General features: G+C 61.0%; 18 protein-coding genes and 1 tRNA gene. 11 read left to right on the top strand and 8 right to left on the bottom strand.

The features are described 5' to 3' along the window. Nucleotides 1-4: 4 nt before the first annotated feature. From H4W29_RS05815 to H4W29_RS05800, 4 genes are read left to right on the top strand one after another with little or no spacing between them, the layout of a single operon-like run. Nucleotides 5-895 carry an ABC transporter permease subunit gene (locus tag H4W29_RS05815; protein WP_192728085.1) on the top strand — a complete coding sequence of 297 codons (891 nt, stop codon included), beginning with the start codon at nucleotides 5-7 and terminating at the stop codon, nucleotides 893-895. Between the two features lies 1 nt (nucleotide 896). Continuing rightward, complete coding sequence (locus H4W29_RS05810) at nucleotides 897-1,748, top strand: ABC transporter ATP-binding protein (RefSeq protein ID WP_192728084.1); 852 nt, start codon at nucleotides 897-899, stop codon at nucleotides 1,746-1,748. After that, on the top strand, nucleotides 1,748-2,587 hold the full coding sequence (locus tag H4W29_RS05805) for a dipeptide ABC transporter ATP-binding protein (RefSeq protein ID WP_192728083.1): 840 nt from the start codon (nucleotides 1,748-1,750) through the stop codon (nucleotides 2,585-2,587). Before H4W29_RS05810 ends, H4W29_RS05805 begins: the two co-directional genes overlap by 1 nt. A gap of 45 nt (nucleotides 2,588-2,632) precedes the next feature. After that, on the top strand, nucleotides 2,633-3,178 hold the full coding sequence (locus H4W29_RS05800; RefSeq protein WP_192728082.1) for a gluconokinase: 546 nt from the start codon (nucleotides 2,633-2,635) through the stop codon (nucleotides 3,176-3,178). Between the two features lie 271 nt (nucleotides 3,179-3,449). On the opposite strand, the gene H4W29_RS05795 is transcribed toward H4W29_RS05800, so the two are convergent. The 3 genes from H4W29_RS05795 to H4W29_RS05785 form a co-directional block, all read right to left on the bottom strand. Next, nucleotides 3,450-4,697: an NAD(P)/FAD-dependent oxidoreductase gene (locus H4W29_RS05795; protein WP_192728081.1), complete on the bottom strand. Its 1,248-nt coding sequence runs from the start codon at nucleotides 4,695-4,697 to the stop codon at nucleotides 3,450-3,452. 76 nt (nucleotides 4,698-4,773) lie between these two features. Beyond that, a complete protein-coding gene (locus H4W29_RS05790; protein ID WP_192728080.1) occupies nucleotides 4,774-5,277 on the bottom strand; it encodes an isoprenylcysteine carboxyl methyltransferase family protein in 504 nt (167 codons plus the stop codon). Beyond that, nucleotides 5,274-6,326 carry a type III polyketide synthase gene (locus H4W29_RS05785; protein WP_192728079.1) on the bottom strand — a complete coding sequence of 351 codons (1,053 nt, stop codon included), beginning with the start codon at nucleotides 6,324-6,326 and terminating at the stop codon, nucleotides 5,274-5,276. Before H4W29_RS05785 ends, H4W29_RS05790 begins: the two co-directional genes overlap by 4 nt. Nucleotides 6,327-6,499: 173 nt before the next feature. On the opposite strand from H4W29_RS05785, the gene H4W29_RS05780 reads away from it, so the two are divergent. The 3 genes from H4W29_RS05780 to H4W29_RS05770 all read left to right on the top strand — a co-directional run bounded on the left by H4W29_RS05780 (nucleotide 6,500) and on the right by H4W29_RS05770 (nucleotide 8,543). After that, on the top strand, nucleotides 6,500-7,036 hold the full coding sequence (locus H4W29_RS05780) for a tetratricopeptide repeat protein (RefSeq protein WP_192728078.1): 537 nt from the start codon (nucleotides 6,500-6,502) through the stop codon (nucleotides 7,034-7,036). Between the two features lie 110 nt (nucleotides 7,037-7,146). After that, on the top strand, nucleotides 7,147-7,752 hold the full coding sequence (locus H4W29_RS05775; RefSeq protein ID WP_192728077.1) for an RNA polymerase sigma factor: 606 nt from the start codon (nucleotides 7,147-7,149) through the stop codon (nucleotides 7,750-7,752). After that, nucleotides 7,749-8,543, top strand: a complete 795-nt coding sequence (locus tag H4W29_RS05770; RefSeq protein ID WP_192728076.1) for an anti-sigma factor family protein — start codon at nucleotides 7,749-7,751, stop codon at nucleotides 8,541-8,543. The genes H4W29_RS05775 and H4W29_RS05770 overlap by 4 nt, the downstream gene beginning before the upstream one ends. A 31-nt stretch (nucleotides 8,544-8,574) precedes the next feature. Here H4W29_RS05770 and H4W29_RS05765 read toward each other — a convergent pair whose 3' ends face one another. From H4W29_RS05765 to H4W29_RS05750, 4 genes are all read right to left on the bottom strand, one after another. Then, a complete protein-coding gene (locus H4W29_RS05765) occupies nucleotides 8,575-9,228 on the bottom strand; it encodes a hypothetical protein (protein ID WP_192728075.1) in 654 nt (217 codons plus the stop codon). Nucleotides 9,229-9,468: 240 nt separating this feature from the next. Then, complete coding sequence (locus tag H4W29_RS05760; protein ID WP_192728074.1) at nucleotides 9,469-10,044, bottom strand: hypothetical protein; 576 nt, start codon at nucleotides 10,042-10,044, stop codon at nucleotides 9,469-9,471. 539 nt (nucleotides 10,045-10,583) lie between these two features. Continuing rightward, on the bottom strand, nucleotides 10,584-10,799 hold the full coding sequence (locus tag H4W29_RS05755) for a hypothetical protein (protein ID WP_192728073.1): 216 nt from the start codon (nucleotides 10,797-10,799) through the stop codon (nucleotides 10,584-10,586). A gap of 25 nt (nucleotides 10,800-10,824) precedes the next feature. Then, nucleotides 10,825-10,898, bottom strand: a tRNA-Gln gene (locus H4W29_RS05750). Nucleotides 10,899-11,144: 246 nt separating this feature from the next. Between H4W29_RS05750 and H4W29_RS05745 the strand changes: the two genes are divergently transcribed. Genes H4W29_RS05745 through H4W29_RS05735 form a run of 3 tightly spaced genes read left to right on the top strand, consistent with a single transcriptional unit; the run spans nucleotide 11,145 to nucleotide 13,850 of the window. Next, on the top strand, nucleotides 11,145-12,689 hold the full coding sequence (locus tag H4W29_RS05745) for a Ppx/GppA phosphatase family protein (RefSeq protein ID WP_192728072.1): 1,545 nt from the start codon (nucleotides 11,145-11,147) through the stop codon (nucleotides 12,687-12,689). Between the two features lie 2 nt (nucleotides 12,690-12,691). Then, nucleotides 12,692-13,396 carry an RlmE family RNA methyltransferase gene (locus tag H4W29_RS05740; RefSeq protein ID WP_192728071.1) on the top strand — a complete coding sequence of 235 codons (705 nt, stop codon included), beginning with the start codon at nucleotides 12,692-12,694 and terminating at the stop codon, nucleotides 13,394-13,396. Between the two features lie 55 nt (nucleotides 13,397-13,451). Then, complete coding sequence (locus H4W29_RS05735; RefSeq protein ID WP_192728070.1) at nucleotides 13,452-13,850, top strand: VOC family protein; 399 nt, start codon at nucleotides 13,452-13,454, stop codon at nucleotides 13,848-13,850. On the opposite strand, the gene H4W29_RS05730 is transcribed toward H4W29_RS05735, so the two are convergent. Beyond that, nucleotides 13,843-15,261: a DHA2 family efflux MFS transporter permease subunit gene (locus H4W29_RS05730; protein ID WP_192728069.1), complete on the bottom strand. Its 1,419-nt coding sequence runs from the start codon at nucleotides 15,259-15,261 to the stop codon at nucleotides 13,843-13,845. The two genes, H4W29_RS05735 and H4W29_RS05730, sit on opposite strands and share 8 nt — an antisense overlap. Before the next feature lie 254 nt (nucleotides 15,262-15,515). Between H4W29_RS05730 and H4W29_RS05725 the strand changes: the two genes are divergently transcribed. Continuing rightward, nucleotides 15,516-16,508, top strand: coding sequence for an MBL fold metallo-hydrolase (locus tag H4W29_RS05725; RefSeq protein ID WP_192728068.1), 993 nt, complete (start codon nucleotides 15,516-15,518; stop codon nucleotides 16,506-16,508). Nucleotides 16,509-16,651 lie beyond the last annotated feature (143 nt).

Here is a 16,651-nt window from a genome sequence, read left to right as displayed (position 1 = left end):
GTCCATGAGCACGGCTACTGCAAAATCCGACCAGCCCTCCGCCCTTACGGAATTCTGGTACTATTTCTCGCGAAACAAGGGCGCCGTCATCGGTCTCTTCGTTTTCCTCGTCATCCTTCTGATGGCGATCTTCGCACCGCTCGTCTCGCCGCATGCGCCGACCGAGCAGAACCGCCAGCTTCTCCTGTCCGTCCCCTTCTGGATGGATGGCGGCAGCTTCTCCTATCCGCTCGGAACGGATGCCGTCGGTCGCGATATCCTTTCGCGCCTGATCTTCGGCGCACGGTTTTCGCTGTTCATCGGTGTCGTGGTCGTCACGCTGTCGGTGGTCGCGGGCGTGCTGATCGGCCTCGTTGCCGGCTATTTCCGTGGCCGCGTCGATATCGTCATCATGCGCCTCATGGATATCATCCTGGCCTTCCCGTCGCTGCTTCTGGCCCTCGTGCTCGTCGCGGTGCTCGGTCCCGGCCTGCTCAATGCCATGATTGCGATCTCGATCGTCAACCAGCCGCATTTCGTGCGCCTGACACGCGCCGCCGTAATGGGCGAGCGTGAAAAGGAATATGTCGTGGCCTCCCGCGTCGCCGGCGCCGGCACCTTCCGGCTGATGTTCAAGACGATCCTGCCGAACTGCCTCGGACCGCTGATCGTCCAGGCAACCCTTGCCTTCTCCGCCGCTATCCTCGATGCAGCCGCCCTCGGCTTCCTCGGCATGGGCGCTCAGCCGCCGACACCTGAATGGGGCACGATGCTTGCGGAATCCCGCGAGTTCATATCGCGCGCCTGGTGGGTTGTTACATTTCCGGGTCTTGCGATTCTCATCACCGTTCTCGCCATCAACCTGATGGGCGACGGCCTGCGTGATGCGCTCGACCCCAAGATGAAGAGGTCCTGAGATGGCGCTTCTCGAAATTGAAAATCTCGTCGTCGAATTTCAGACTTCGACCGGTCCTTTCCGTGCCGTCGATGGCGTTTCGCTGAAGGTCGACGCGGGTGAGGTTCTGGCGATCGTCGGCGAATCCGGCTCCGGCAAATCGGTCTCGATGCTCGCTGCCATGGGCCTTCTGCCCTGGACGGCAAAGGTGACGGCCGACAAGATGGTCTTTGACGGCCAGAACCTGCTCGGCATGTCCGGCGCCAAGCGGCGCGAAATCATCGGCAAGGATATGTCGATGATCTTCCAGGAGCCGATCGCGAGCCTCAATCCCTGCTTCACCGTGGGCTTCCAGATCGAAGAGGTGCTGAGAATTCACCTCGGTCTCGACAAGGCGGCGCGGCGCAAGCGCGCGATCGAGCTTTTCCAGGCGGTCGGCATTCCCGATCCTGCCGAGCGGCTCGGCCACTTCCCGCATCAGATGTCGGGCGGTCAGTGCCAGCGCGTCATGATCGCTATCGCGATTGCCTGCAACCCGAAGCTCCTGATCGCCGACGAGCCGACGACCGCACTCGACGTGACCATCCAGAAGCAGATCCTCGATCTCCTGATGCGCCTGCAGACCGAACATCGCATGGGCCTGATCATGATCACTCACAATATGGGCGTGGTCGCTGAAACGGCCGACCGGGTGATCGTTCAGTACAAGGGCCGCAAGATGGAAGAGGCCGACGTGCTGTCGCTCTTCGAAACGCCGAAGAGCGATTACACGCGGGCACTGCTCGCAGCGCTTCCGGAAAACGCGACGGGCGACCGGCTGCCGACCATCGGCGAGCTTTTCAATCCGAACAAGACTGTGGAGGGAGCGGCCTGATGACGCCAGTTCTCGAAGGAAAGAACATCGTCCGCGACTATTACCTGCCGGGCGGCATGTTCAAGAAGGCGCGAACCGTCCATGCCGTCAAGGGCGTGAGCTTCAGCGTGGAAGAGGGCAAGACGCTGGCGATCGTCGGCGAAAGCGGCTGCGGCAAGTCCACGCTTGCGCGCATCATAACGATGATCGACCCTGCCACGGCAGGCGAGCTTTTCATCGATGGCAAGAGGGTCGATATCTTCCAGGGTGACCTCACGCCGGAAATCCGCCGCAAGGTCCAGATCGTCTTCCAGAATCCCTACGGATCGCTGAACCCGCGCAAGAAGATCGGCGACATCCTGATGGAACCGCTGATCATCAACACCAACACGCCGGTTGCTGAGCGGCGCGACCTGGCAATGGCGATGCTGAAGAAGGTCGGCCTGCAGGACGTTCACTTCAACCGCTTTCCGCACATGTTCTCGGGCGGCCAGCGCCAGCGTATCGCCATCGCCCGCGCACTGATGCTGAAGCCGCGGCTTCTGGTTCTCGACGAGCCGGTCTCCGCACTCGACCTGTCGGTGCAGGCGCAGGTGCTCAACCTGCTCGCCGACCTGCAGGACGAACTGAACCTGACCTACGTCTTCATCAGCCACGACCTTTCGGTCGTTCGCTACATGGCAGACGACGTCATGGTGATGTATTTCGGCGAGGCAGTCGAATACGGCACACGGGAGCAGGTTTTCAACGATCCGCAGCACAACTATACAAAGACCCTGTTTGCAGCGACGCCGCGGGCGGATGTCGATACGATCAAGGCACGTCTTGCACGCAAGGCCGCTGCCGTCTCTGCGGCCTAGTCGGGCCGTAGATATCTCACGCTGCAACGATGACCGAGATGAGCGATGACCGAAAATAACGGAACTCTCCATGCAATCATCGTCATGGGCGTCAGCGGTTCCGGCAAATCTTCGATCGGCGAAAAGATAGCGGCAGGCCTCGGCCTGCCGTTCGTCGAAGGCGATGCGCTGCATCCCGCCGCCAATGTCGAGAAAATGTCGAGGGGCATTCCGCTCTCCGATGAGGACCGCGTGCCCTGGCTCGACCGGATCGGCAAGGAGATGAAGGCGTCGCTTACAAAAGGCGAGGGCATCATCGTCTCCTGCTCGGCGCTGAAGCGCAGCTACCGCGATCGCCTGCGAACCGCTGCCGGCGGCGACCTCTATTTCGTCTATCTCGAAGGTTCGAAAGAACTGCTGACCGAGCGCATGGGTCACCGCAAGGGGCATTTCATGCCGACCTCGCTCTTGGAAAGCCAGCTGCAGACGCTGGAAGTGCCGACCGGCGAGCCCGGTGTCGTCACCGTCGATATCGACGACACAATCGACGATATCGCGTCGAAAGCCCTGAAAGCTCTCGCCGCTCTCGGTGTTAGAGCCTTTCCTGGCTAGATTACAGCATTCTGTTGGCTCAAACGGAGTCGGATGGTCGACCGGCTGGCGCGCGTCGTAGCCAGATCTACGGCCAAGCCGGCCGGTCGATCAGGCGGCCCGTTTCAGCCAACCCCGGTGGTTTGCTTGCAAACCAGCTAGGGCCGGGCATCTTTCCGCCATATCAAAGGCGATCGGCTCGGACGTACCAAGGGGTATGCCCTTCGCCAATCGCCTTTGCCCTGACGAAAACCTGCTCCGGCAGAATGCTGCAATCTAGCCAGGAAAGGCTCTAAGGGTTGAACCGGCTGGGCGAATAGGCCGAGATATTGATGAACGGCGTTTCGCCGCTCATCAGTTCCGCCAGCACGCGTCCCGTCACCGGCCCGAGTGTCAGCCCGTGATGGGCATGGCCGAAGGCAAACCACAGGCCTTGATGGCGCGGCGCCTTGCCGATGATGGGCATCATGTCAGGCGTGCAGGGCCGCGCACCCATCCATGGTTCCGGATCCAGTCTCTCACCCAATGGAAATATCGTTCGCGCCACCGCTTCGGCCCGGTCTAGCTGCACCGGCGTCTTCGGCGCATCCAGTGTCGCGAACTCGGCACCGGTCGTCAGCCGCACGCCCCGGTTCATCGGCGCCAGGAAATAGCCGCGCTCGGAATCGAGCGTCCAGTTGTTGAGCACTGCATTGCCCTGCACCCCGTAATGCATGTGATAGCCGCGCTTGACGCCAAGCGGGAAGGAATAGCCGAGACGGCGCGTCGCAACCGCTGCCCAGGGGCCGAGCGCCATCACGGCATCGTCGGCCTCCAGCGAGCCTTCCGCCGTCATGATCTTCCAGCCTGAGCCGGCCTGCCCGAGCGAGGCTGCATCCCCGGTCACGAACCGGCCGCCGAGGCTTTCGAAATAGGTGCGGTAGGCACGCGTCAGCGCATGCGGATCGAGCACCGACCAGGGGTCGATCCAGCGAAGGCCCCCGACAAAATTGCCCGTGATATTCGGCTCCAGTCGAGCGATATCGGCCGAATTCAGGCTCTCATAGCTGACGCCGAACTGATCCTTCCAGAGGGCAGCTTCCTCAAAGGCCTCGTCACGCTTGGCCTCGGTGCGGAAGATTTTCATCCAGCCATCCCTGCGGATCAGAGCCTCGGCATGTGACGCCTCGATCAGGTCCTTGTGCTCGGTGATCGAATTCTCGATCAGCGGCGCATAGGCCTTGGTGATCATTTCGTGCCGTTTCGGATTGGAGTTCCACCAGTAGCGAGCGAGGAAGGCAAGCTGGCTCGGCAGCGCCTTCAGGTGATAATGCGCATCGATGCGGTTGTTCAGCGCATAGCGCAGCAGCAGGCTGAGCTGCTGGGGAAAACCGTAGGGCATGACGCCTTCGCGCTGGATCAGGCCGGCATTGCCGAAGGAGGTTTCGTTACCCGGCTCCTTGCGGTCGATGAGTGTAACCTGCCAGCCGCGGCGTTGAAGATGAATGGCCGTCGAAACCCCGACGATGCCGGCGCCGAGCACGATTGCGTTTTTCGTCATTTTCCCCTGCATTCCGCTGTGTTTTAGAGCCTAAAATGCCCATCTCAATGCTGCGGCGCAAACGAAAAATCGCATTTCATTTCAAAATCATTGCGCTTTTGAGTGCGGCATTTTCGGCCCTGATGCGAACAGTCAGGACGGCCGCATTGAGGAGCGAAAAGACGAGCGCATAAAGCGGCATGCCGAAGGCAAGGGGCAGGGCGGCGATCTCGCCGATGACGATCATATAGTTCGGATGTTTGAAGAAGCGGTAGGGGCCGCCTTCGACGAGCGGCGCACCGGGCAGGATGATGATACGGGTCGTCCAGCGTCCCCCCAGCGTCGCCAGCACCCATAGTCGCAGCACTTGCAGCAGCATGAAAACACAGAACCAGAAGAGCTGGATCTGCTGTCCCGTCGCCAGCATCCAGAGCCCGACGAGCCAGCCCGTATGGAGCGCCACCATATAGGGGTAATGATCGGGCGCGATCTCGCGCGCGCCCCTTGCAAAGAGCGCCATCGTGTTGCGGCGCGCGATAACCAGTTCCGAGAGCCGCTGGGCGGTCACGAAGGTCAGCAGTGCGATGGAAGGCCACATCATGCGACCCTCCGCAATGTCACGCAGCTTGCCGTAAAGCCCGGCCCCATGGCGATCATCGCCGCCCGGTCAGGCAGGCCTCTGCTGATAGCGCGCTCCAGAACGAAGAGCACCGTCGGCGAGGACATATTGCCGTAATCTGCAAGCACCGACCGCTCGATGTCGAGCGCATCGGTCTCCATGGAAAGCGCGCTTTCCATTGCCGTCAGCACCTTGGTGCCGCCGGGGTGACAGATGAAGCGGTCGATATCGCCGCGCTTTAGCCCGCTGCGCGCCAGGATGCCATCGATTGCCGGGCCGAGTTCCTTCTCTGCAAAGGGCGGTAGTCCCTGCGCCAGCAGGATGCCGAGCCCGGTATCGTCGATCTTCCAGCCCATGATATCGAGCGTATCGGGAAACAGGTGATCACCGGCCGATTCCACCTCTGCCATACCGCCTTCGCCTGATCGCAGCACGCAGGCTGCAGCCCCATCGCCGAAGAGGGCGGTGGCGATGATGTTCGGCTTCGTCAGCTCGTCCAGACGGAAGGCGAGTGTGCAAAGCTCTATGGCGACGAAGAGTACCACGGCACCCGGGCGGCTGCGCGCCAGCCGCGAGGCGATGCCGAAACCGGAAACGCCGGCAGCGCAGCCGAGACCGAAGACGGGTACACGCTCGATATCCGCGCGAAACCCGAGCCGGCCGGCGAGCCGCGCATCGAGGCTGGGCGTGGTAATACCGGTGGAGGAGACCGTTACCACGCAATCGACCTGATCGACAGTCAGCCCGGCCTGATCAAGCGCGCGCTTTGCCGTTGCAACGAACAGCGCACCGGCGACCTCTTCATAGGCCTCCATCCTGTCCTGCCAGCCATGCGTTTCTTCGAACCAGGAGAGGGGGCGGGCGGCATGACGCTTTTGGATGCCGGCATTCTCGAAGACGCGCGCGAGGTGGCGGAACTCCTTGAAGCGGTCGGCAAACAGCCGGGCCGAGGCCTCGGCAGCCTGGCTCTGGGGGATGATATGGTCTGGCACTGCGGTGACGAGACTTAAGAGTCTGACGGATTGCAACACAATATTCTCCTTGTCGTTCCCGGCGGAACCAGGGGAAAACACGTTGGCTGGGGAGTTTATTCGACATGCCGCTATTCACGAAGCAGTGATCGGAAAAATTCTGAAGACGGCCGAATAAAGCAGCCGGCAGCGGTGTTCACTCCTCGCAACGTCATTTTCCGAGGAGTTATCCCATGACGACAAAGACCTTCCGCATCGCTTCCCTCGTGCTCGGCAGCTGCATTGCCGCTTCTGTCTTCTCCGGTCCCGTCTTCGCGATCGGCGACGACAGCAGCACCATGCCGGTCTGCAAGAAGGGCGAGATCTACGACAAGAAGGCAAAGAAATGCGTCAAGCAGCAGAGCGCCAACGTGACGGACGAAAACCGTACCGATTACGCTTACTCGCTCGCCAAGGCCGGCCGCTATGAAGAAGCGCTCGCCATGCTCGACACGGTCCAGGACAAGAACAATGCCGAATGGCTGAACTATCGCGGTTACGCCACCCGCAAGCTCGGCCGCACGGATGAGGGCATCTCCTACTATCTGCAGTCGGTGAAGCTCGATCCGCAATATGCCAAGGTCCGCGAATATCTCGGCGAAGCCTATGTCATCAAGGGCGAGCTCGACCTCGCCAAGGAGCAGCTGACCACCATCAAGGCGATCTGCGGCACCGGCTGCGAGGAATATCAGGATCTCAACGCTGCCATCCTCGATCCGTCGAAGATCTAAAGCAATTCCAGCAAAAGTGTGCAGCGGTTTTGCGTCCGGAATTGCGTGAAACAAAGCTGCACACCTGCGTGAGGCAAGGAGAGATAGGGTTGATTGAAGGGTATTTCCGGATGTCGGTCGCGCACACCACATTTCCTGCCTATAGTCGCGCCAGAACTGAATCGCCGGCCCGGCCGGCGGTTCCGAAACAGCCAATACGCGCGGAGGCGGCCATCGCGAGCGAAGCAGATATCAGGAGCGGCCTGACGGAACACCTCGCCCGTCTGTGGCGCTATGGCCTCGTTCTTTCGCACCAGCGTGATGTGGCCGACGATCTCGTACAGGCGACCTGTGTTCGCGCGCTGGAGCGGGCTGATCAGTTTATAGCAGGCACGCGGCTTGACCGCTGGCTGTTTTCGATCCTGCATTCGATCTGGCTGAATGAGATCCGTGCCCGCCGCGTCCGCCAGGGACAAGGCTTCGTCGATGCCGACGAGACGCTGAGTTTCGATGGCGCCCGCGACACCGAAACGCATGTCATGGCGAACCAGGTCTTGAAACAGGTGAATGCGCTGCCCGACGCGCAGCGATCGGCGGTTTTCCTCGCCTATGTGGAAGGGCTTTCCTATCGCGAGGTCGCCTCCGTCATGGATGTCCCGATCGGCACCGTGATGAGCCGGCTGGCAGCCGCCCGCGCGAAGCTCTCCGAAACCGTATCGGCAGGGGGATTTGAATGAGCACGAAGCACAGAATGCCCTCCGACGAGGAACTGACCGCTTTTATCGATGGTGAAGTGAGCGCCGAAGAGGCTGCCCGCATCGAGGCTATGATCGATGCCGACGAGGCTGTCGCCGAACGGCTGGAATTCCTGGCGCGTGCAAGCCTGTCCTACAGGCAAGCCTTCGCGCCGCTGCTCGATGCCGCTCCGCGGGCAAAGCTCGAAGCCATGCTGTCGGCCATTCCCGCCGCCCAGCCCGCAAGACCGGCTGCCTTCGTGAGCCGTCGCGGCTTTCTCGGCGCGCTTGCTGCTTCGGTCGTTGCCGGCATCGCCGTCGACCGCGCCATGATCGGTGTCGGGGCGAGGCTCTCGGGCAAGGATGAAAACAGCGAATGGCGCGCCGTCGTTGCCGAATATATCTCGCTCTATACGCCGGAAACGCTCGCCGGTCCCGTTCCGCCCAGAGATGTGCAGGCAGCGCAGCTCGCCAGTCTTGACGGAAACCTCGGCCTGCAACTCTCGCCGGAACAGGTTGCCCTGCCGGATATCGATTTCAAGCGCGCCCAGATCCTGCAATATGATGGCAAGCCGCTTGCCCAGATCGCCTATCTGGATCCCGAAACCGGTCCCATGGCGCTCTGCATCGTCACCTCCGACGGCGGCCCCAAGGCCCCCGATATCGAAGGCCGCAAGGGCATGAATGTCGTCTATTGGGCGAACGCCACCCACGCTTTCATGCTCATTGGCCATGCACCTGTCGACCGCATGACCGAGATCGCCGATGCTGTCAGGAGCAAGATTTCCGTCTGACTGCAAACTGACGATACGGGGCTGTAATCCATCAGTTCACCGCGCTCGCAAGCCAAAGATTTGCCTGTGATACGCTGCCATCCGTTGCCGGCGGCCGGGCGTTGACCTCGATGACACCGGAGGTTTTCGGCTTCAGGGCTCGCCTCGGCGGCGCCTTGGCTGGCAACGGCGCGCCCACCGCCGTTGCGGGTGAGCAATTCCCGGACGTGCTGCTCTCGACATGCGGCTTGCCGTCAGCGCTGCTGAAGTAACGGACGCTGCGGGTGCAGACGCCGTTGCCGGACATGGTCGAAACCATCGAATAGCCCTGCATGCCGGCCGGCAGCCTGTTGAGGCCGACATCAGTCAGATTGCCCGGCGATGCCTGCATCATGCTGTCGGCCTGTTGCATCATCGCAGCAGCCTCGCGGTCCATCGCCGCGGATATCAGGTCCAGATCGGCGAAAGGAGCGGAAGGCCAGAACGGATCGAAAAAGCCCGAATCCGGCTGATTGTCGAACCGGATTTGCGGCGGTCGGTCGCCGGCGTAACGAATGCGTTCGAGCGAACCATCGGGTAATCGCACGACGAGCACATGGGTATCGGTTGATTTGTGGGCGAAGCTCTCGGCCACAGCCGGGCCGGTAAGCGCGGCGGCTGCGATTGCCGCGGCACTCACGAGAATTGCGATATGAAGCCTTTGCATAAGGGCCTCCTGAGATGGGAAGAACACCAATCCAACTGTCCGCACGAACCAAGTGCAGCGGCACGGCCGTGAGGATCATTGTGGCGCAGGCCGAATTTGTGGCGCGCTGCTGCGGCGTGGCGACGCAGAAAGCGGGCACCGAAAGCATATCGCGCAAAAGTGTTCAGCGGTTTTGCGATAACGACGTGCGTAAAACAAAGAGCTAAAGCGTAGCAGCGATCTAAAAGATCGCGACACGCTTCAGAACGGCTGTGTCTTGTCCGAAACCTGGCTGGCCTGATTGGCCGGGACGAGGCGGTTCAGGCAGTTGATGTAGGTCGTATACATCTGTTGCAGCCGCGACAGGGGCACCACCCAAGGTCCTTCATTTCCGGCAAAATCCAGCTCCATATCCGGCGTGCCGACAAAGGAATTCTTGAGCATCTTCTTGATCTGCGCCACGCCCGTCTTCTCGGTTGCCGGCAGGATGCGAAGCGTCTTGCTGTCGAAGGCTTCGGCCGCAACAGCCTTGGTGCCGGAATATCCGACGAGCGTCACCTTGGTCGTGGTGCCCTCGGGAATGTCCCAGCCATCCTTCGAAACGAGCCACATGACGCTGTCGAGGCTCTGGCGGAATTCGACCGTCTTGCCGAGTTCGTTGTTCCAGACCAGCCGGCAATAGGACGGCTTCTCACCGACGAACCCGACCGACCACTGCCGGGCATCGCCCATCCATTCTGTCTCGACAGGGGCCGTCTCGCTCCCCCGCGCCGTCTCGCTCCGGGCCACGGCCGGAAGAAGAAGTGCTGTCAGCAATAGGGCAGAAAAGGTCTTCATGGCTCGAACCGTCTCCAAGTCGTGGGGTGATTCTACCGGCGGAAGGTTGAGGTTTTGCTACCGTGCGGTAGGTCGAAGCCCTGATTCATCTCACCACGCAGCCCTCTGGATCGGCGGTGATGATCGCAGCAAGCGCAGGAGGCTTCGTGCGGCAATGTGGGCGGCAGGCCTTGGGCGAGTGGGCGGATGGTCGCAGTGAGTTCGAGCATGCCCGCAGAGGATGAACGGGTCTTCTGAAGTGTGTGAGCGCACGGTCCCGGAGAGCCAAGCCTTCCGGCGGTTTTCTTTTGCGCCGACCGGCAGAATTGCTTACGGTGGTTACGATTGCTTACACACATTTTGTAATCGAATTTCTATAATGATTTCATGCATTTATTGTTTCGATTACGGAATTACGCAGATAATGGTGAACTCAGGTGGAGAGACAGCCGGTATTTCAGGGGCTGTGGGCTATACCCATGAGAGTTTGAGACAGGCCGTAATTTTCGTAATTTTGTAATCGTGGTCGTAAAGGCTGTGATTTTACTATGTAATCGCGATTACGAAATTTGCAGGCGAATGGCAGCTATTACGAATTCGGGTATGACACCGATGACACCCAGCGGTTCGCGGATGATCTCGGCGCCGATATCAGGACGAATAGCCTTTACGAGCGCGTCACGACGATTGATGTCAGGCGCGCCCCAATCGCTGTCGATGGGCAGGGGCAGGTCGCCAAGATGCCAAAACGGTATCCGGCCCGACTGAAAAATCAAGGAATTAAGGGCTTTTAGGGAGAATTGGCTGGGGAACCTGGACTCGAACCAAGATTAACGGAGTCAGAGTCCGTCGTTCTACCATTGAACTATTCCCCAGCAGGCGCTGCCGAAGCATGGCTTGGCTGCTGTGCGGCGCTTATAACCAAAACGACGCCGAATGCAAATACCCGTTTTGAAAAAATTCGATCCCTCTACGGCGGGTGAAAATCGGGTGGTTAAAATCCGGAATCAAAAAGAATTTGGTGATTTCGCCGGTCGCTGATATCGTCGCGCCAACGCAAAAATCGAATGAGCGCCTGCTGCATACCTTTCTGGACTTGCGCGGCGCGATGGAAAACGAACGTGGAAGACCCCGAAGGCGGCGCAAAGCCGCAATTTGACGGGGCGTCGGCGGCAGGGCGCAAGGACGGCAAGAAGTCCAGGCGCCGCAAGGGCAAGCGAGGCGGGCAATCCCGCAGCGCCGCTCATCCCGCTTCGCATGATCTTGCCGGCCATGCCGGCGAGGCAGCGCGCCCGAAGGAAGACACGGAAAGCCCGGCCCGCAAGCGGAAACGCCGCCGTCGTGGCGGGCGTGGCACATCTCAGCCCGATACTGCTATCCAGTCGCCGCCTGTGGTTCAGGCCGTCGCTCACGGCCATGGTCCGCGCCCCGATGGTGATTCGCCCTCCAGCCGGCGTAACCGACGCAAACATCGCAGCAAGCGAGGTCTGCAGGGCAGGCCGCTGGCTCCTGTGCCGGCGCCGCCGTCTGCAAGGACCGAACATCGTGCTGAAGCGCCGTCGCGCCCTTTGCTGCAGGATGCCGAAGCGGCAAATCGCAGGAGCCGTCAGCCAGGTCATGAAGATGAACGGGCAGTGCGCGAACATCCCTGGCCGGACGAACTCTATGCCGCGCTCGATCTCGGCACCAACAATTGCCGCCTGCTGATCGCCCAGCCGACGCGCCCCGGCCAGTTTCGCGTCGTCGATGCCTTTTCCCGTATCGTGCGCCTCGGCGAAGGGCTTGCAGCCAGCGGCAGGCTGTCCGACGAGGCGATGGAGAGGGCGGTCGATGCGCTCAGAATCTGCGCCTCCAAGCTCCGGAACCGCGAGATCCGCCGCATGCGGCTGATTGCGACCGAGGCCTGCCGCCAGGCGGCCAACGGCGAGGAATTCCTGCACCGCGTCGTGGTCGAGACCGGGCTGGAGCTCGAGATCATCGATCGCGAAACCGAGGCGCGGCTTGCCGTATCCGGCTGCTCCTCGCTGGTCGGCCGCGAGGCACGCTCCGTCGTCCTCTTCGATATCGGCGGCGGTTCCTCGGAAATTGCCGTCATCCGCATCGGCGACAACCGCTTCGCCCGCCTTGCCAATCACATCACCCACTGGACCTCGCTGCCCGTCGGCGTCGTCACCCTCTCGGAGCGTCATGGCGGCCGCGATGTGACACCCGATGTTTTCGAGGGCATGGTGAGCGAGGTTGCGGGCATGCTGTCGAATTTCGATTGCCCGGAGATCGAGTTTACCGAGGACGGCGATTTCCATCTGATCGGCACTTCGGGCACGGTGACGACGCTTGCCGGCGTGCATCTCGACCTGCCGCGTTACGACCGCCGCAAGGTCGATGGCATATGGCTGTCGGATAATGAAGTCTCCGCCATGCAGGCGAAGCTTCTCTCCTGGAATTTCGAAAGCCGCGCCGCCAATCCCTGCATCGGGCCGGATCGCGCCGACCTGGTACTTGCGGGCTGTGCCATTCTGGAAGCAATCCGCCGCCGTTGGCCGAGCCCACGCATGCGTGTTGCCGATCGTGGGTTGAGGGAAGGCCTTCTCACCGAGATGATGGCCGATGACGGCGTCTGGCGGCGGCATCGCAACCGTCGCGGCCAGCGGGGAAACAAGGGGTAGGCATGACCAAGGCACCGATCGGCCGCAAGCTCGGCCAGCGCGTCAAGAAAAAGAAGCTGAAGGCCTCCTCCCGCCAGTGGTTGCAGCGCCATATCAACGATCCCTATGTGCAGCGCGCCCAGCTCGAAGGCTATCGTGCACGTGCAGCCTTCAAGCTGCTGGAGATCGATGAGAAGCACCATATCCTGAAGGGCGCAAAGCGCATCATCGATCTCGGTGCTGCCCCCGGCAGCTGGTCGCAGATTGCCGCAAAGGTGACAGGATCGACGGATGAGGATGTCCGCGTTGCCGCGATCGACTTTCTGGAAATGGCCCAGCTTCCGGGCGTCAAGATCCTCCAGCTGGACTTCCTTGATCCCTCGGCTCCTGAGAAGCTGATGGAGGCCGTCGGCGGCACGCCCGATCTGGTGATTTCGGATATGGCCGCCCCCACGACTGGCCACCACCGCACCGACCATCTGCGCACTATGCACCTCTGCGAGGTCGCAGCGCATTTTGCCGTCGAGGTGCTGGGGGAGGGCGGGCATTTTCTGGCCAAAACCTTCCAGGGCGGCACCGAGCGGGATCTGCTCGCCATGCTGAAGCAGCATTTCCGCCAGGTCGTGCACGTCAAACCTGCTTCATCTCGTGCCGAATCGGTCGAGATGTTCCTCCTGGCGAAGGGTTTCAAAGGCCGCAAGGCCGAGTCGGAGCCCGAGGACGCTTGATCTTTGCGCCAGTCCTGCGGATGATGATTTCCCAGGACTGGATACCATCGATCCCATGCTTCTTTACGTTACACTCGGAACCAACGATCTTTATCGCGCCCGGCATTTCTATGATGCCGTTCTGCCGGTGCTCGGCTACCGGCGTCAGCGCCATTCGGAGGAGGAGATCGGCTATGCCGCCGATGGCGACACACGCTGCCGCTTCTGGGTCGTAACCCCTTTCAACAGGCGCCGGGCGACGAATGGTAACGGCTCCATGGTGGCTTTCGAAGCGGAGACGCGGTCGGCAGTCGATGCCTTTCACGCAGCGGCGCTTGCTGCCGGCGCTGTCGATGAAGGCGAGCCGGGTTTGCGCTCCTATCACGCACATTTCTACGCAGCCTATGTCAGGGATCTCGACGGCAACAAGCTGTGCGCTGTCTGCGAGAAAGCCGAAGAACCGCCCTTTATTTGACAGCCTGCTCGGCGTTGATCGTCGGCGGCACGCGCTTGGCGCGGTGGCCGGACACGGAAGCCCCGGCGTCCTTGGCCATGCGGGCAAAGGGAATGGTTGCGATCACGGTCAGGCCGGCGATGACGAAGAAGGCAATGTGGAAATCGATGACCTGCAGCTCGGCTCCGCGGAAATAGATCGAGGTTTCCAGGATCGAGGCGGCAAGCGCAACACCGAGCGCCAGGCTGATCTGCTGCATCACCGAGGCCATGGATGTCGCCTGGCTTGCCTGCGCATCGTCGATATCTGCAAAGGCCAGCGCATTGACGCCGGTGAACATGAAGGAGCGGGAGAAGCCGCCGAGCAGCAGCACGCCGATGATGACGAGATGCGGCGTTTCCGGCGTGAAGAGGCCGGTCACGGCTGTCACGACTGTCGTCACCGCACCGGCGCACAGAAGCGTGGTGCGGAAGCCGATCGCCTTGTAGACGCGGCGCGCAATGAACTTCGTGGTGATCGCGCCGATCGCGCCGGCAAACGTAATGAGGCCCGATTGAAAGGGTGTCAGGCCAAATCCGAGCTGCAGCATTAGCGGCGTCAGAAAGGGCATGGCGCCGACACAGATGCGGAACAAGGTGCCGCCGCTCGTCGATGCACGGAAGGTCGAATTCTTGAACAGGTTGAGGTCGAGGATCGGCGTTGGGTAGCGCCTGGCGTGGCGCACATAGAGCACGCCGCAGATGATGCCGATTGCCGTGGCCGAGACGCCGATGATCGGCGGCAGGGCCGGAAGGCTGACGACCGAGAGACCGAAGACGACGCCTGCCGCCGCAAGGCTGGTCAGGATGAAGCCGTTGAAGTCGAGTTTCGGCGGCGCCGTCGCCTCTATTTCCGGCAGGAAGATCGTTGCGAGCCAAACGCCGATGACGCCGACCGGCACGTTGATCAGGAAGATCCAGTGCCAGCTGAAATAGGTGGTGATGAAGCCGCCGAGCGGCGGACCGGCAAGCGGGCCGACAAGGGCCGGGATCGTCAAGAGCGCCATGGCTGAGACCAGTTCGCTCTTCTGCGTCGTCCGCACCAGCACGAGGCGCCCGACAGGCGTCATCATCGCGCCGCCCATGCCCTGCAGGAAGCGCGCAAAGACAAATTCGATGAGATTGGAGGAGAAGGCGCAGAAGATGGAGCCGACGACGAAAACACAGATCGCCAGCCGGAAGATATTCTTTGCGCCGAACCTATCCGCCATCCAGCCGCTGATCGGAATGAACACCGCAAGCGCCACCATATAAGAGGTCAGCGCCAGTTTGAGCGTGATCGGTCCGACATGCAGATCGGCCGCAATCGCCGGCAAGGCCGTCGCGATCACAGTCGAGTCCATCTGTTCCATGAAGAGGGCAACGGCAAGGATCAGCGGGACGATGCGGTTCATAGGCGAATGCCTTGATGGATGCGGAGGGGGCTTGGGAGGCCCGTGCTGTGTAGTCCCAGTTATGGGCTGTGCCAATCCCTCAATCGGTTTCCGCTACACGTTTGGATCACGACTGCGTGAGACGGCTTGCCCGAGACTTTCGCCTCTCAAGATTGACATATGCTTACCCGGCCGGGGCCAGAAATCCTGTATCAAATCCGGCTGGAATATCGGGGGCGTGCGGGGACACACCGCACAGTGTCGAGGATGGATATATGACGATTTTTCATGGAATAAAGCGCCGCACCCTTTTTGCCGCAGGCCTCGGTCTGCTCGCCGCGCCGGTCATCCTGAGAAGAACGGCCTATGCGGCCGCAACTGGAGAAACAGGCAATATGGAAGTTACCCCGCAGCCGCAGATCAATCAGTTCAAGCTCGGCTCCATCAAATTCACTGCCGTCCGCGACGGTTTCAACGTGCTCGAAAGGCCCTATGAAACCTTCGGTTCCAACCAGGACCCGCAGACCGTCCAGGCGCTTCTCGCCGCCAATTTCTTGCCGATCGACAAGTTCGCAAACAGCTATGCGCCAACAGTTGTCGATACGGGCTCCGATGTCATCGTCGTCGATACCGGCTTCGGTGCAGCCGGCCGCGAACGCGGCCTGGGCCAGTTCATTGCCGGACTGAAGGCGGCAGGTTATTCGCCTGACGACGTCACCGTCGTAGCCCTGACGCACCTGCACGGCGACCATATTGGTGGTCTGATGGAAGGTGGTGCTCCGGCCTTCAAGAATGCCCGCTATGTCATCGGCCAGGCCGAATATGATTTCTGGTCGGACAAGGCGCGGGAAGGCACGCCTGCCGAAGGCGGCCACAAGGCGGTGCTCGCCAATGTCGTGCCGCTCGCCGAAAAGGCGACCTTCGTCAAGGAAGGCGACACCATCGCGTCTGGTCTGACTGCCATGCTCGCGACAGGCCACACGCCCGGTCACATGATCTTCCACGTCGAATCCGAGGGCAAGCGACTGATCATGACGGGTGATACGGCGAACCATTACATCCTGTCGCTGCAGCGGCCGGACTGGGAAGTACGCTTCGACATGGACAAGGCGCAGGCGGCAGCGACCCGCAAGAAGGTGTTCGACATGATCGCGACCGACAAGATCGCCTTCCTCGGCTATCACATGCCGTTCCCGGCGGTCGGTTTCGTGGAGACGCAGGAGACCGGTTATCGCTTCGTGCCGAAGACCTATCAGTTCGACATCTGAGCTCAAGCATGTCGCGCAAAAGTGTGAAGCGGTTTTGCGATAACGGCATGTGTGAAACAAAACATGTCGCGCAAAAGTGTGTCGCGGTTTTGCGAGAACGACATGCGGTACGCTTTATCTGCATGGCTCCCATGCCAAGCCCG

This window comes from Rhizobium viscosum (assembly GCF_014873945.1).
In the GTDB taxonomy this organism is placed as follows: Bacteria; Pseudomonadota; Alphaproteobacteria; order Rhizobiales; family Rhizobiaceae; genus Rhizobium; species Rhizobium viscosum.
Note: the sequence above shows the minus strand (reverse complement) of the source record. Positions and strands in the feature narration are given on the sequence as shown.